A 14,920-nucleotide genomic window follows, 5' to 3' on the forward strand; every position below is an offset into this window, starting at 1 on the left:
GCGGCGCAAGCGCCGCGATTGATATCATACGGAATTAGGTGAGTCAGCCGATAAGCCGGGTTCTGTCGCGGACAATCATTCATCTGGGATGCCTGTCACCAGACACCTCAAGCGACCTACCCGCCCCCAGTGCGGGTCACACCTACAAGCTTTCGCTATCGGGGGCCTATTTGGTCTTGCTCCGAACGGGGTTTACCGTGCCACGAACCGTTACCAGTCGCGCGGTGCGCTCTTACCGCACCCTTTCACCCTTACCTGTGCTTCCGAGGAAGCCATCGGCGGTCTACTCTCTGCTGCACTTTCCGTAGGCTCGCGCCCCCCAGGCGTTACCTGGCGTCCCACCCTATGGAGCCCGGACTTTCCTCCACCTCACCGCCCGAAAGCGACGAAACAGCGATTGCCTGGCTGACTCGGCGCGAAGAGTAATGAGGCCCCCCGCCTATTGCAAGGACAAAAGGCGGTTACTTTTGCGCCAGCGACCAGTTGTAAAGGAGCTTTTTGTTTACCCCGGTAATTTCCGCGGCGACTGCCGCCGCTCGCTTTGGCGGCAATTCGGCCAGCAGCAATGTCATCACTCTTTCTGACTCGGCATCCAGCTCCGAAGCGCGCCCCTCGGTTGCGCCCCGCACCAGCAGCACAATCTCCCCGCGCTGCTGATTGCTGTCGGCAGCGACCCAATCCACCAGCTCGGTCAGAGGCAGCAGGTGTATGGTTTCAAACGCTTTGCTGATCTCCCGCGCGATCACCGCCTCGCGCTCACCACCGAAACAGTCGCGCATGGCTGTCAGGGTATCCAGTACCCGGTGAGGCGCCTCGTAAAAGACCATGGTGCGAGACTCACCGGCGAGCGCCTGTAGCGCCTTTTCCCGCGCCAGCGGCTTGGCGGGCAGGAAACCCTCAAACGTAAAACGGTCACTGGGCAGACCCGCGGCGGAAAGTGCCGCCACAAAGGCACAGGGGCCGGGGATGGGGACCACCGCAAAGCCCCGTTCGCGGGCCTCGCGTACCAACCGGTATCCGGGATCGGAGATCAGAGGGGTGCCCGCATCGGAGATCAGCGCCACATTTTGTCCAGATTCCAGTCGCTCCAGGATTTTGCTGGTTCGCTGGTCATCGGAGTGGTCGTGGTAAGCCACCAGAGGGGTATCGATGGAAAAGTGGGAAAAAAGTCGCTGACTGTGACGGGTGTCTTCCGCCGCCACCAGATCCACGGATTGTAGAACTTCGACCGCTCGCGGTACCATATCCGCCAAATTGCCAATGGGCGTCGCGACGATATATAGCACTGCTGTATCCAGCCCCATAGTTCACTCCAGAATAAGTTTTGTGGGAGAAGAATATGTCCGCCCTGAACCGGCGCATCCCCTTCATGATCAACGGTCTCGCTGCCAGCCTGCTGGCGGTGACCTTGGCCGGCTGTCAGACACCGAGCTCTGAGCCCGGCGCCCAGATACCAGCCGATACCAGCAATGTAGCCACCGCGGACCGGCAGAGTGCCATCCGCCTGCTGAACACTGCCAAACAACTGCAGTCGCCGGAAAGAGACCAGGCGCAACTGCAAGCGGCCGCCATTCTATACACTCTGGGCGAGAACGCGACGGCTCGCCAAGCCGCCAGCAACATCGATGCCGCGCAATTGACCGATATCGAGTACGCCAAGTACGCCCAGGTTTACGGTGGCGCCCTGGCCGCCGATGACGACTTCTTCCTGGCCCTCGACCTGGTGAGCGCACCGCGCCTGGAGCAGGCCTGGTACCAGATTCCGGCAGCGACGGCGCTCCCCCTGCGCAATCTGCGGGCGGACCTGTGGAGCCTGATGGGCGATATCGACAGTGGCATCGCCGAGCGCCAGCGCATTTCCGCCATCGCCCAGGATGATGCCGCCATCTACGCCAATAACGACGGCCTGTGGCAATTGCTGACCCAGTTGCCGTCCAGTGAGCTGCGCCAGCGCGCGGACGAGAGCCTGGACTCTAAAATGCGCGCCTGGTATCAACTGGCGCTGCTCGGCCGCGACACCCAGGCGGATATCAGCAGCCAGCTGACCTCTCTCAGTCGCTGGCGCCAGCAGTGGCCCAGCCACACTGCCGTCTCGCACCCACCGCAAGCACTGCAATTACTGGAACGCCTCGCCTCCCAACGCGCGCAGAATGTCGCCCTGCTGCTACCACTTTCCGGCTCCCTGGGGTCTGCCGGGCGAGCCATCCGCGATGGCTTTATGGCCGCTTACTACAGCGCGCTCGATGCCGGCGCACCCACTCCGCAGGTGCAGGTCTACGACACCGGCAGCAACCAGCCATTTGACGAGATTTACCAGACCGCCATCAACAACGGCGCTCAGGCCATTGTCGGCCCGCTGGACAAGAGCAAGGTAGCCAACCTGCTGGCCACAGAAAAACTGCCGGTACCCACACTGGCACTGAATTATGGTGACGAAGGTCGCCTGACCGATGACCTGGTGCAATTTGGCCTCGCCATCGAAGACGAAGCTCGCCAGGTCGCCCGCCAGGCCTATCGCCAAGGTCACCGTCAGGCCATGATCCTGGCCCCGGAATCCAGTTGGGGGCAGCGCGGACTGGAAGCCTTCACCGCGGAGTGGAACAACCTTGGCGGCAGCGTCAGCGTGAGCCGCAATTACCGGGACAACACCAATTTTTCTCAGCTGGTGAGCGACGCCCTTCTGATTCCCGACAGCAAAAGTCGTGAGCAGGAATTGCGTAGCAAGCTCGCTTCTCCGCTCAAATTTACCCCGCGTCGACGGGGCGATGTCGACATGCTGTTTGTACTGGCCCAACCCCAGCAAGCGCGCCAGATCAAACCCATGCTGTCCTTCTTTTACGCGGGCGAACTGCCGGTGTATTCCACCTCGCAAATTTTTGCCGGCAGCATCGATCGCCAGCGGGACCGCGACATCAACGGTGTGCGCTTTACCGCACTGCCGTGGCTGTTTGAAGACGACAATCAGACCAAGCAGAACATCGTCAAACAGGCTGCCCCTGCGCCGGCCTTTGCACGCCTTTACGCGCTGGGCGCCGATGCATTCCGCCTCTACCCTCGCCTGCCAATGCTGCGCCAATTCCCCGACCAGCAGGTCTACGGCCTGACTGGCGCTCTCAGTCTGAGCGCGGATGGCCGCATCGTGCGCGAACAGATCTGGGCAAAAATCGACAAGGGCGCCCCGGTACCGATTACGTCAGCGGAAAACAGCACACCGCTGTCGGACGATCGCGTACAGGTGGACTAATCCAGAACCATCCATAGAAAGGGAATTTTATGGATACGAAAAATATCGAGAACGACACACACAAAGCTGCACACAAAAACGGGCGCAAAACCACTAGCGTCGGTAGCGAAATGGAAGCGCTGGCGGAACGCCATTTGGTTCGTGCCGGCCTGCGTATTGTGGAGCGTAATTTTCGTGGGCGTTTTGGCGAGATAGACCTGATTGCCCGTGACGGGGCCACGTTGATATTTATCGAGGTGCGCTATCGTCGCTATCACCAGTTTGGTGGTGCCGGTACATCGGTGGACTTTCGCAAGCAGCGCAAATTGCTGGCAACGGCCAACGGTTACCTGCAGTATCGCAAAATAGATTGCCCCTGCCGGTTTGATGTGATCACCATCGAACCGGCGCCAAATAGTAAAACACTGAGCGTAGACTGGATACAAAACGCCTTCGGGCAATAGGCTCACCCAAACGGAAACCACAGAGTAAATGGAACAAAGAGTTGTAACCCTGTTTCACCACAGCATTGAAGCAACCATGAATGCCGGTGAACTTTTGGCTCCTTTGATTGCCGAAGCCAGCGAAATGATCGTGCATACGCTGCTGGCCGAAAATAAGCTCCTGATCTGTGGCAATGGGCTCAGCGGTGCGCTGGCCCAAAGTTTTTCCGCGCAATTGATGGGCGGTTTTGAGCGGGAGCGCCCGGGATTGCCCGCACTGGCACTGAACGGCGACGCCATCACTACCAGTACGGTATCGCGTAATCACGGCCGCGCTGAGTCCTTCGCTCGCCAGGTACGCGCTTTGGGCCAGCCCGGCGACTTGCTGGTAATCATCAGTACCGATGGCCGCGACTCCAACCTGGTACAGGCGGTTCGCGCTGCCCACGATCGAGATATGGGTGTACTCGCCCTTACCGGTGGCGAAGGCGACGGCGACTGCACCGCCCTGCTGGACGTGCACGATATCGAGCTATGCGTGCCGTCACTGGTAGCCTCAGAAGTACACCAGGTTCACCTGTTAACCCTGTTCTGCCTGTGCGACCTGATCGACAGCAGCCTGTTTGGCGGATACGAGGACTAATTCATGCAAACAAAACACCTGACAAGACGTCACACCTCCCTCATGCATCTATGCAAATTGACCGCTGCCGCCTGCGCAATCGTAGTGATCGGCGGTTGTGCCACAGTACTGGACGCCACCCACGACGGCCCCATCCAGCCCGACCCGGGCGAGCGCAGCTTTGGTACTTTTATTGATGACCAACAGCTGGAAACGATTACCAAGGTGAATATTGGCAAAGCCCACGCCGGCCTTAAAAATGCCAATATCGATGTCGTCGCCTTCAATGGTGTCATCCTGCTCACCGGTCAGGTGCCCGATAACGACCTGCGCAACCTGGCCGGACGCACCGCGCAGCAGGTGCACTCTGTGCGCCAGGTTTACAATGAAATTCAGGTGCGCGGCACTACCTCTTTCCTTGCCCGCACCAGTGATACCTGGCTGACGTCCAAGGTCAAAGGCGTACTGCTGGCAGACAAGGAAATTGACAGTGGCCGTATCAAGATCGTTACCGAGAACGGTGTCGTTTACCTGATGGGACTGCTTACTCGCCAGGAAGCGGAGAATGCCGCGGAAGTGGCACGCACCGTCGGCGGTGTACAGAAAGTGGTGAAAGCCGTGGAATACATCGACTGAACAAGCCCCATTTTCTGGCATAAAAAAACGAAGGCAAATGCCTCCGTTTTTTGTTTCGGCTCAAGTAGCCTCGCGACCTTACTTTTACAAGAAGTGCTCGGCTAGGGATACTCGACTAGGGGCGCTCGATCGCGATTGCCGTGGCTTCGCCACCGCCGATACACAGGCTCGCCACACCTTTCTTCAGGTCGCGATTTTCCAGTGCGGCAAGCAGCGTAACAATTACGCGAGCGCCACTGGCGCCCAGCGGATGGCCCAGCGCACAGGCGCCGCCATTGACGTTAACCTTGCTGTGCGGCAGCTCCAGATCGCGCATCGCCGCCATGGTCACGACCGCAAAGGCTTCATTGACCTCAAACAGGTCCACATCACCCGCGTTCCAGCCAACATTTTTCAGCAGGTTGGACATAGCCGACACCGGCGCCGTGGTAAACCATTCCGGTTCGTGGGCAAACTGACTCTGGCCGCGCAGCACCGCCAGTACGTTGAGACCGCGGGCTTTGGCTTCGCTCTCGCGCATCAGTACCAGAGCCGCCGCGCCATCGGAAATGGAACTGGCGTTGGCGGCAGTCACAGTGCCATCCTTGCGGAAGGCCGGGCGCAATTGCGGAATCTTGTCCGGACGCGCGCTGCCGGGCCCTTCGTCGACGGAGACCTGGATTTCGCCCTTGCGGGTAGACACGGTTACCGGGGAAATCTCCCGCTCGAAAGCACCGGATTCAATGGCGGCATTGGCCCGCGCCAGGGACTCCAGCGCGAAGGCATCCTGCTCTTCCCGGGTAAAGCCATACTTGTCGGCGGTGCACTCGGCAAAATTACCCATCAATTGGCCGTCGTAGGCGTTCTCCAGGCCGTCGGTAAACATATGGTCCAGAACTTCACCGTGACCGAGGCGCATTCCACCACGGGCCTTCGACAGCAGGTAAGGCGCATTGCTCATGCTTTCCATACCGCCGGCCACCACCACTTTGGCGTCTCCCGACAGCAACGCATTGCGTGCCATCATTACGGTTTTCATGCCGGAACCACACACCTTGTTGACCGTGGTCGTCGGGGTCGCCTCCGGAATACCTGCGCCCAGCGCCGCCTGGCGCGCAGGCGCCTGGCCGAGGCCTGCAGGCAGCACACAGCCGAACAGCACTTCGTCGACATCCTTCGCACTCACGCCAGCATCCGCCAGGGCACCACGAATGGCAACCGCACCCAGTTCCGGTGCGCTGAGGCCAGAGAGTGCACCCTGCATTGCCCCCATGGGCGTACGGGAAATACCAACTATGACCACTTGGTCAGTGACTTGATCGCTCATGCTGTACTTACTCCAGATTTAACGGTAACCACCCCTATGGGCTGACCAGTATTTCGGTGTTTCGTCATTTCGCGGCGAATTATACCCCAGCAGCCCTGCCCGGTGGCTATCCACCTTTCGTTGTAACCGGTGGCGAAACGGCCAAATCCGAGGCCATTTCGCATGGTAGTATTTGGCGCAATATCGGGATAACCCGATTCCGGCCAAGTTCACTGACTTTTCACAACAGTCTGAACTCGTAACAACAGCCTGAACTCGGGCTGGCAACTGCCAGTCGCCGCCGACACAGCGATAAAGAATACATCGGGCAACCAGGGGGAAATCCATGGAAACCTCAACCATCATCTGGCTGGTGGCATTGGCCGCCCTGGCGTTTTACATCACCAGTATTTACAACAAGCTGGTCTCTCTCAAACACCGCTATGAAAACGCCTTTGCGCAAATCGAAGTGCAGCTCAAGCGGCGATACGACCTGATCCCAAACCTGGTGGAATCCGCCAAACGCTACCTCAAGCACGAGCGGGAGACCCTGGAAGCCGTCATCAGCGCCCGTAACTCAGCGCTCGCCGGACTCAAAGCGGCCACCAGTAATCCCGGCTCAGCAGCAGCCATCACCGACCTGGGTAAAGCGGAAGGCCTGTTGACCAATGCCCTGGGACGCCTGAACGTGGTGATGGAGGCTTATCCGGACCTCAAAGCCAACCAGACTATTCAACAAGTGATGGAAGAGCTGACCAGTACCGAAAACAAGGTCTCTTTCGCGCGCCAGGCCTTCAACGACAGTGTCACCAGCTACAACATATTCCGGCAGAGCTTCCCACCGGTGTTCTTCGCCGGTTTTTTCGGCCACCGCCAGAACGGCAAGCTCCTGGAATTCGCGGACACCGAAACCTTCCAGGCAGCGCCCAGAGTAGAGTTCTGACCAACCCCAATGAATTTCTTTGAACACCAGGACAAAGCGCGCCGCAATACGCTGCTACTGATCGCCCTGTTTCTTTCCGCCGTCCTCGGGCTGATCATGATTACCACGCTGTTTGTTGCCTTTGTGAGCAATTTCTCGCAGATGCAGCCCCTCTCTCCCGCTGCACTGATGACCGCTCTTGACCGGGAAACCGTCGCCGGCATTGCCGCGACCATTGTGGCAATTATCACCCTTGCCAGTCTGTACCGCCTGCACCAACTCGCCGCCGGAGGCCGGGCCGTGGCCGAATCCCTCGGCGGGCGCCAGATCAATATCACCCCCCGAAATCAGGCCGAGCGGCGCGCACTCAATGTGGTGGAAGAAATGGCACTGGCATCGGGCACGCCCGTGCCCGATGTGTACATCCTCGATGACCCGGCCATCAACGCATTCGCTGCCGGTTACAAGCCCTCTGACGCAGTGATCGGCCTGACCCGGGGCTGCATCGAGCAACTCAGCAGGGACGAGTTACAGGGCGTGGTTGCCCACGAATTCAGCCATATCTTCAACGGTGATACCCGCCTCAACCTCCGTATCGTGGGGCTGCTCCATGGCATCCTGTTTATCGGCCTTCTGGGCACCTGGTTACTGCGAGGTTCGGTCTGGGGAAACCGTCGCAAGCGCGGACAGCCACTGTTATTCGGCATCGGCGCCGGGCTCATCCTAATCGGTTATACCGGGACCTTTTTCGGCACACTGATCAAATCGGCCATGAACCGGCAGCGGGAATATCTTGCGGATGCCTCTGCGGTGCAGTTCACCCGTAACCATCAAGGGATCGCCGGCGCGCTGAAGAAAATTGGCCACCAGTCACAGGGGGCCAGCCTGGCGATCGCCAATGCCAACGAGTTCAGCCACATGTACTTTGCCTGTGCTCAGCAGGGGGCTTTGAGACGCGTTTTTAGCGGTCTACTTGCTACCCACCCACCACTTCCAGATCGGATCCTGCGACTGGACCCGCAGTGGAATGGCTATTACCTCTCAGCCAGTCAGACACCCGGTCACACGCTCACCAGTGAGGCTGCGGAAAGGCAAATGCACCGGTCGCAGAAAATACAGATGATGGGAATAGCCCCGGCTGTACCATTCGAGCAGCTAATCGACGCCGTGGAAAATCGCATCGGAAGCCCCGACGGACAGCAGATGGAATATGGGCGCAAGCTGCTGGCATCAGTTCCTTCACCGCTGCACCAGGCCGCTCAGGACCCATTTGCCGCCCGTGCCCTGGTATACGGACTGCTAATGGCCGCTGGCACCACAGATGCATCAGCAGGCAATGAAAAGGAAGTGGCGCATCGCCAGGAGCAGCAATTGCTGCTAGAAAACATTGCGCACCCGGCGGTGGTCAGGGAATTCAAACAACTGCAACCTGTGCTGGCGGAACTCCCGCCCCACTTCCGGCTCCCCCTGCTGGACCTGAGCATCCCGGCACTGAAAGCCCTGGCACCTCAGCAATACCAGATCTTTAAACGCAATCTGATTAAATTGATCCGCGCGGACGGCGAACTGGAAATCCGGGAATGGGCCCTGTATCGGGTTTTGGTGCACGCTCTGGAAAGGAACCCGGACCGGCAACGTACCACTTCGGGTAAACACAACCACGCTAAAGCACTGGGAGATGCCCAGCGCTTTTTGCTGGCAACCATGGCACACACGGGTAGCCCCGACTATTTACCGGCAAAACGTGCCTACGAAGCGGGAATGACGGCACTGAATCTCTCGATAACGCCGCTGCCGACTTCCTCAGATATTACACTGCAACGACTCGACAAGGCGCTGATAATCGCCTGCGCCACAGCGCCACTGAAAAAGCCGGCGCTGCTAAAAGCCCTGGCGACCACCCTGACCCATGACAACGTCATTCAGGCCCGGGAAATTGAATTGTTACGCGCACTGGCGGACTGTCTGGATTGCCCCATGCCGCCGCTCTCAACAGCTGACGACAGTAGTCCACAAGTGCCGTTTACGCAGCCCGCTGCCGATAGCTGTTAAACCCGCAAACAATGGCTAGTAGTCGTGTTGATAGACCGGGCCTACACCCATGGTCCAGATGATGACGGAGCAAATCATGACGGTCACCATCATGACCAATCCCACCGTCAGTACGGCACTCGCGTACAGAAATGCGCGCTCCTTGCTCATGTTCATCAAGATAGGGATACCTTCATAGAGCAGGTAAACCGAGTAGAGCCCGGCCAGCCCCATCACCGTCACGACCAGCCACAAATGCGGGTACAACATAACGATGCCGGCCAGCAACACCGGGGTAGTGATAAACACCGCCAGCGCGGTACCTTCGTAGTGCCGCGTCGGTTCATCGCCCTCGACACCGTAGGCTTTCGCCATCCAGTTGATGAATTCCCCAACCAGATAAATCCCCACCAGAAGCGCGATATAAGTGACTACCGCGAGATAGCCCGCGCTTTTCGGCGTGAGTTTGGCAACATGGCCGCCCAGTTCGAACCCGAAATGCGTAACACCGATATATCCGGCAATACAGGGAATCAATGCCAGTATCGGCACATGACTGAGGAAGACCTGCACAAACGAATGCTTGTCGGCCCGAATGGCCCGCCACTCTTTGTCCGGGTTGGTAAATATACCGATGGTATGGCTCAATAATTTCACGCGGATCCCTCTCCTGCACACAGCTTGTTTGCAGTATCGGAAGGGTGCTGACAATTCACCAATCAATAACAGGATTCAGGCGTCAGTTTTTACGCCAGAGTCAGTTTTAACGCCAGGGAGAGGGACGAGGAGTTTTGTGAAAGATAGGCGGGAAAGAAAAAGGACTAGGGCCCTGCAATTACAGGGCCCCAGCGGTACTGACTGCGTGTCAATTGCCGTCTATTTGACGACCCGCAAAGAGGGCTTCTTGGCCGGCTTTTTGAGGGTTGTGGGCGGCGTTGGTTCTGGCGGCTCCGGGGTTTCTTCCGGTTCAAACACCATCCCCTGCCCATTTTCACGGGCGTAGATACCCACTACAGCACCCACAGGCACCTGGATATCCGTGGGCACACCACCAAAGCGGGCATTGAAGCGAATGGCATAGTTATCCATGGTCAGCCCCGCTACTGCGGACTCCGACACATTCAGGACTATCTGGCCATCTTCATTGACATGCTGTTGCGGTACCAGCACACCGTTCAGATGAGTATCCACCAACAGGTAGGGCGTACACTTGTTGTCGGTAATCCACTCATAAAACGCCCGCAACAGATACGGGCGATTGGAGGTCATCGGCGGCTTGTTCAATCAGGCACCTCAGGCGCGCATTTCGCGCTCGTACTCGGTCAGGCTCTGCTGGAAGGCTTCGCGGGCAAACAGGCGATCCATGTAGTCCTGCAGAGGTTTGATCTGCTTGGTCTTTGGCAGAGCAATTTCCAGCTGATCGAGGCGCCACAACAGCGGGGCCATGCAGCAATCCACCAGTGAGAACTCCTCGTTAAAGAAGTAAGGCAGATCGGTGAACATCGGTGCGATACCCGCCAGGCTGTCACGCAGCTCTTTGCGCGCTGCCGCAACATCTTTACCGCCCGCCAGGATCTTGTCGACCAGCGGACACCAGTCGCGCTCGATACGGTGCATGATTTGACGGCTCTGGGCGCGGGCAACCGGGTACACCGGCAGCAGTGGCGGATGCGGGAAACGTTCGTCCAGATACTCCATCATGACCTTGGTTTCAAACAGCACCAGATCGCGATCTACCAGGGTCGGCAGGGAGTTGTAGGGGTTCAGATCAGCCAGTTCTGCGGGCTTGTCATCGGGGTCGACATCGATGATGTCGACGGAAACACCTTTTTCCGCCAATACGATACGTACCCGGTGACTGAAGTGACAACGACCATCGGAAAAGAAGGTCATAGAGGAGCGCTTGTTAGTCGGCACACCCATTGTGGAACTACCTCGATTACTGGCCGGCATTAATCCGACGCACATTCAAAAACGGAAAACGGGCGGTTGGGCCACAACCGGAATATCGGCGGCCCACCACCCGGAAAATCACACTGGCTATCGCTTAATGATGGATATCTTTCCAGTATTCGCGATTCAGCAGCCAGGCAAAAATGAAGAATACCAGGATGAACGCCAACACGTAGAAACCGATGCGTTTACGGGTTTCAGCCATGGGTTCAGCAATGTATTCCATGAAGTTGACCAGATCGTAGACCGCCTGATCATACTCCTCGCCGCTCATTGAGCCCTTCACCTTGTCCACTTTCAGGCTGCCGCAGTCGGCGTCCATGATCGGGTTGCCCAGCTCATCGCGCACCACTTTACCGTGATCACGCTTGGGGCCAGGGGCGCACTCAGGAAGGCCCTGCAACTCCATCAGAACATGGGGCATACCCACATTCGGGAAGATTTTGTTGTTCACGCCGGTGGGGCGACCGTCATCCTTATAGAAGCTGCGCAGATAAGTGTAAAGCCATTCCGGAGAGCGCGCGCGGGCCACCAGCGTCAAATCCGGCGGGGTGGCACCAAACCAGACTTTAGAGTCGTCTGGCTTCATCGCGATTTCCATCAGGTCACCGATCTTGTCGTCGCCCAACACCAGGTGCTCGGTCATCAACTCATTCGGGATACCCAGATCCGTGGCAACCCGCTCCCAGCGGGAGAAGTTGGCACTGTGGCAACCCATGCAGTAGTTGACGAAGTACTTGGCACCACGCTGGAGCGACGGCTTGTCGTTCAGGTCAATGTTGATGTAATCCAGCTCTACGGAGCTTTCCGCACCTACCGCCTTGATCGGCACGAAGGTCATCAACAGCACCGCGATAATACCGCCCACCAGCACAATGAAAGACTTGCTGCCAGAGGGGCTGGTTACGCGGGCCGGTTCCGGGTGCACCACGTCGCGGTTGGTCAACCAGGGCAGCGCCGCAAAGAAGGCGGCGAAGACCAGCGAAAGCACGCACACAAACAGGCTCGCTTTCCAGTTCACCAGTGCCATCCACAGGAACAGCACGCCGAATACGCCACTCACAATCCAGGAAGCCATGGTCTTGCGAGTCGTCGGATTGGTCCAGATCGGCATGGTCACGAAGAAGGCGAAATAGAACAGGGTCGCTACCTGTGCCAGGAAGTTACGTCCCGGAGTCGGAGACTTCACACCCAGGTAACCCAGGATGATGAAGATGGCAGCGAACACCAGCAACAGCACCTTCGGCAGCGCGCCCTTGTAGCGAATGGACTTCACCGGACTCTTGTCGAGCCAGGGCAGTACAAACAGGACAGCAATTGCGGCGCCCATGGCCACCAGGCCGAGGAACTTCGCCGTCAGCGGGCCGATATCAATGGTCACCGCACGCAGAACTGCATAAAACGGGGTGAAGTACCAGACCGGCGCAATGTGCTCCGGAGTCTTCAGCGGGTTCGCCTCTTCGAAGTTGGCGTACTCGAGGAAGAAACCACCCATTTCCGGGAAGAAGAACACCACCACACAGAAGGCAAACAGGAATACTGCTACGCCCACCAGGTCGTGCACGGTGTAGTACGGGTGGAAGGCCACGCCGTCCAGCGGCACACCGTTCGCATCCTTGTTTTTCTTGATCTCGATGCCGTCCGGGTTGTTGGAACCCACCTCGTGCAGCGCCAGAATGTGCAGCACCACCAACAGCACCAGCACCAGCGGCAACGCGATGACATGCAGAGAGAAGAAGCGCGTGAGGGTAATACCGGAAATCAGGTAGTCACCGCGAATCCACTGCACCAGGTCTTCACCGATCGCCGGAATGGCCCCGAACAGGGATACGATCACCTGGGCCCCCCAGTAAGACATCTGACCCCAGGGCAGTACGTAGCCCATGAAGGCTTCTGCCATCAGTACCAGGTAGATACACATACCGAAAATCCACACCAGCTCCCGCGGCGGCTTGTAAGAGCCGTACATCAAGCCGCGGAACATGTGCAGATACACCACCACGAAGAAGGCGGAGGCACCGGTGGAGTGCAAGTAGCGGATTATCCACCCCATATCCACATCACGCATGATGTATTCAACGGAGGCGAAGGCGCCCTCTGCGGAAGGGTTGTAGCTCATCACCAGCCAAATACCGGTCAACAGCTGGTTCACCAGAACCAGCATGGAGAGCACACCGAAGAAATACCAGAGGTTAAAGTTCTTGGGCGCGTAGTACTTGCCCATGTGGGTGTCCCACGCGCGATAAATTGGCAGGCGCTGATCGACCCAGTCCCCCAATGCGGTTAACCAGTTCATGCGGCGCCCTCCTGATCTACACCAATTACGATCACGTCGTCACTCTCATAGGAGTAAGGCGGCACATCCAGGTTGGTCGGCGCGGGAACACCTTTGTAGACGCGGCCGGCCAGGTCATATTTGGAACCGTGACAGGGACAGAAGAAGCCACCCATCCACTCGCTGCCGCCGAGATCGGTCGCGCCAACTTCCGGGCGATACATCGGAGCACAACCCAGGTGGGTACAGAGGCCGACGAGAACCAGAGTCTGAGCCTTGATGGCACGGTTTTCAGGATCGACGTACGCAGGCTGATTGGACTCAGCAGACTTGGGATCACGCAGCAGCGGATCCACTTTGACCAGATTGTCCAGCGTCTCCTGGGTGCGGCGCACAACATAGACCGGCTTGCCTCGCCACTCTACGGTGACCATCTGGCCCGCCTCCAACTTGCCGATATTGTACTTGACCGGCGCGCCGGCAGCTTTCGCCTTGGCACTCGGATTCCAGGAGGCGACAAAAGGTACTGCGACTCCGACCGCACCTGCGCCACCCACAACAGAGGTAGCAGCGGTCAGAAATCGACGACGCCCCACATTTACACCGTCATCACTCATGACGTAGTTCTCCCATCACAGCGTCCCGTGACTCACCCAAAGCAAGCCCGAAACTGACTGGCCCAAACCCAAAAAAACACTGGAAAATCTCTGTAGAAAATCTCGAATGCCAATACAAGAACGACTCCAGGGAGCCGGCAGATGGCAATGTGGCGCTCGCCCCAAAGATCCGAGATGACAACTCAGGACCAGACAGAACAGAGCACCCGAACAGCAGCAAGTAGCTCACTACTGCAAAATCAGAGACTTAAGACAGAAACTCCCCTACAACTGGCCCGCTCGCTTGACCATAGAACAAAGTAGCCAAACCCCAAGTGCAAGCGGATAGAAATTCGCGCAATGTTAAAGAAAATGCCAAATTGATACAAGGCGAAACCCGAGGGGAACTTCGGGAACCTCGCGGCGAACTGGCGGCATTTTAGACAGACTGGAACTGCAAACACCGCCTCACGACGACGTGCAGACAAAAAAAAGCCCGGCATTTGCCGGGCCAGAAAAAACTGAAATTCTCGCTTAACGCTTGGAGAATTGCGGCTTCTTACGCGCTTTGCGCAGACCGACTTTCTTACGCTCAACGGCACGTGCATCGCGAGTTACGAAGCCGGCTGCACGCAGCGGCTGACGCAGGGACTCGTCGTATTGCATCAGAGCGCGAGTCAGGCCGTGACGGATAGCGCCCGCCTGACCGAAGGAACCGCCGCCCTTTACAGTGACGTTGATGTCAAATTTTTCGACCATGTCGACCAGTTCCAGCGGCTGACGCACGATCATGCGCGCCACTTCACGGCCGAAGTATTCGTCGAGAGTGCGACCGTTAACGCTGATTTGACCTTCACCCTGCGCAATGAATACACGAGCGGTGGAGGTTTTGCGGCGGCCGGTACCGTAGTATTGAGTAGTTGCCATGAGAATG

General features: G+C 57.9%; 14 protein-coding genes and 1 other RNA gene. 6 read left to right on the plus strand and 9 right to left on the minus strand.

Annotation, left to right across the window (positions count from 1 at the left end; translation table 11 throughout):
- Window positions 1-35: 35 nt before the first annotated feature.
- Both rnpB and rsmI read right to left on the minus strand, forming a co-directional pair.
- Window positions 36-413, minus strand: an RNA gene (gene rnpB / locus M0G74_RS01305) — RNase P RNA component class A.
- Between the two features lie 48 nt (window positions 414-461).
- The gene (gene rsmI / locus M0G74_RS01310; RefSeq protein WP_248213599.1) at window positions 462-1,304 is read right to left on the minus strand and encodes a 16S rRNA (cytidine(1402)-2'-O)-methyltransferase; all 843 of its coding nucleotides are present in this window, start codon (window positions 1,302-1,304) and stop codon (window positions 462-464) included.
- Window positions 1,305-1,339: 35 nt separating this feature from the next.
- Here rsmI and M0G74_RS01315 point away from each other — a divergent pair, with 35 nt between their 5' ends.
- Genes M0G74_RS01315 through M0G74_RS01330 form a run of 4 tightly spaced genes read left to right on the plus strand, consistent with a single transcriptional unit; the run spans window position 1,340 to window position 4,924 of the window.
- Window positions 1,340-3,244, plus strand: a complete 1,905-nt coding sequence (locus M0G74_RS01315; protein ID WP_248213600.1) for a penicillin-binding protein activator — start codon at window positions 1,340-1,342, stop codon at window positions 3,242-3,244.
- Between the two features lie 29 nt (window positions 3,245-3,273).
- A complete protein-coding gene (locus tag M0G74_RS01320; RefSeq protein ID WP_248213601.1) occupies window positions 3,274-3,687 on the plus strand; it encodes a YraN family protein in 414 nt (137 codons plus the stop codon).
- Between the two features lie 28 nt (window positions 3,688-3,715).
- Window positions 3,716-4,309, plus strand: a complete 594-nt coding sequence (locus M0G74_RS01325; RefSeq protein WP_160152814.1) for an SIS domain-containing protein — start codon at window positions 3,716-3,718, stop codon at window positions 4,307-4,309.
- A 3-nt stretch (window positions 4,310-4,312) separates the two neighbouring features.
- Complete coding sequence (locus M0G74_RS01330; protein WP_248213602.1) at window positions 4,313-4,924, plus strand: BON domain-containing protein; 612 nt, start codon at window positions 4,313-4,315, stop codon at window positions 4,922-4,924.
- A 115-nt stretch (window positions 4,925-5,039) separates the two neighbouring features.
- Here the strand turns inward: M0G74_RS01330 and M0G74_RS01335 are convergent, their stop codons facing one another.
- The gene (locus M0G74_RS01335; RefSeq protein ID WP_248213603.1) at window positions 5,040-6,230 is read right to left on the minus strand and encodes an acetyl-CoA C-acyltransferase; all 1,191 of its coding nucleotides are present in this window, start codon (window positions 6,228-6,230) and stop codon (window positions 5,040-5,042) included.
- Window positions 6,231-6,555: 325 nt separating this feature from the next.
- Between M0G74_RS01335 and M0G74_RS01340 the strand changes: the two genes are divergently transcribed.
- Entirely contained in the window at window positions 6,556-7,152 is a 597-nt protein-coding gene (locus M0G74_RS01340) for a LemA family protein (RefSeq protein ID WP_248213604.1), read from the plus strand.
- Between the two features lie 9 nt (window positions 7,153-7,161).
- Window positions 7,162-9,183 (plus strand): M48 family metallopeptidase, encoded by a 2,022-nt coding sequence (locus M0G74_RS01345; RefSeq protein ID WP_248213605.1) that lies wholly within the window; start codon window positions 7,162-7,164, stop codon window positions 9,181-9,183.
- 15 nt (window positions 9,184-9,198) lie between these two features.
- Here M0G74_RS01345 and M0G74_RS01350 read toward each other — a convergent pair whose 3' ends face one another.
- The 6 genes from M0G74_RS01350 to rpsI form a co-directional block, all read right to left on the minus strand.
- Window positions 9,199-9,819 (minus strand): Yip1 family protein, encoded by a 621-nt coding sequence (locus tag M0G74_RS01350; RefSeq protein WP_248213606.1) that lies wholly within the window; start codon window positions 9,817-9,819, stop codon window positions 9,199-9,201.
- 219 nt (window positions 9,820-10,038) lie between these two features.
- The gene (locus M0G74_RS01355) at window positions 10,039-10,431 is read right to left on the minus strand and encodes a ClpXP protease specificity-enhancing factor (RefSeq protein WP_160154883.1); all 393 of its coding nucleotides are present in this window, start codon (window positions 10,429-10,431) and stop codon (window positions 10,039-10,041) included.
- A gap of 24 nt (window positions 10,432-10,455) precedes the next feature.
- A complete protein-coding gene (locus tag M0G74_RS01360; RefSeq protein WP_160152808.1) occupies window positions 10,456-11,085 on the minus strand; it encodes a glutathione S-transferase N-terminal domain-containing protein in 630 nt (209 codons plus the stop codon).
- A 124-nt stretch (window positions 11,086-11,209) separates the two neighbouring features.
- Window positions 11,210-13,411, minus strand: coding sequence for a ubiquinol-cytochrome c reductase (locus M0G74_RS01365; protein ID WP_248213607.1), 2,202 nt, complete (start codon window positions 13,409-13,411; stop codon window positions 11,210-11,212).
- Window positions 13,408-14,007, minus strand: coding sequence for a ubiquinol-cytochrome c reductase iron-sulfur subunit (gene petA, locus M0G74_RS01370; RefSeq protein WP_160152806.1), 600 nt, complete (start codon window positions 14,005-14,007; stop codon window positions 13,408-13,410). Before petA ends, M0G74_RS01365 begins: the two co-directional genes overlap by 4 nt.
- Window positions 14,008-14,520: 513 nt before the next feature.
- Entirely contained in the window at window positions 14,521-14,913 is a 393-nt protein-coding gene (gene rpsI, locus M0G74_RS01375) for a 30S ribosomal protein S9 (protein ID WP_160152805.1), read from the minus strand.
- Between the last annotated feature and the right edge of the window lie 7 nt (window positions 14,914-14,920).

It is taken from the genome of Microbulbifer sp. CAU 1566, from assembly GCF_023156515.1.
Lineage (GTDB): Bacteria > Pseudomonadota > Gammaproteobacteria > Pseudomonadales > Cellvibrionaceae > Microbulbifer.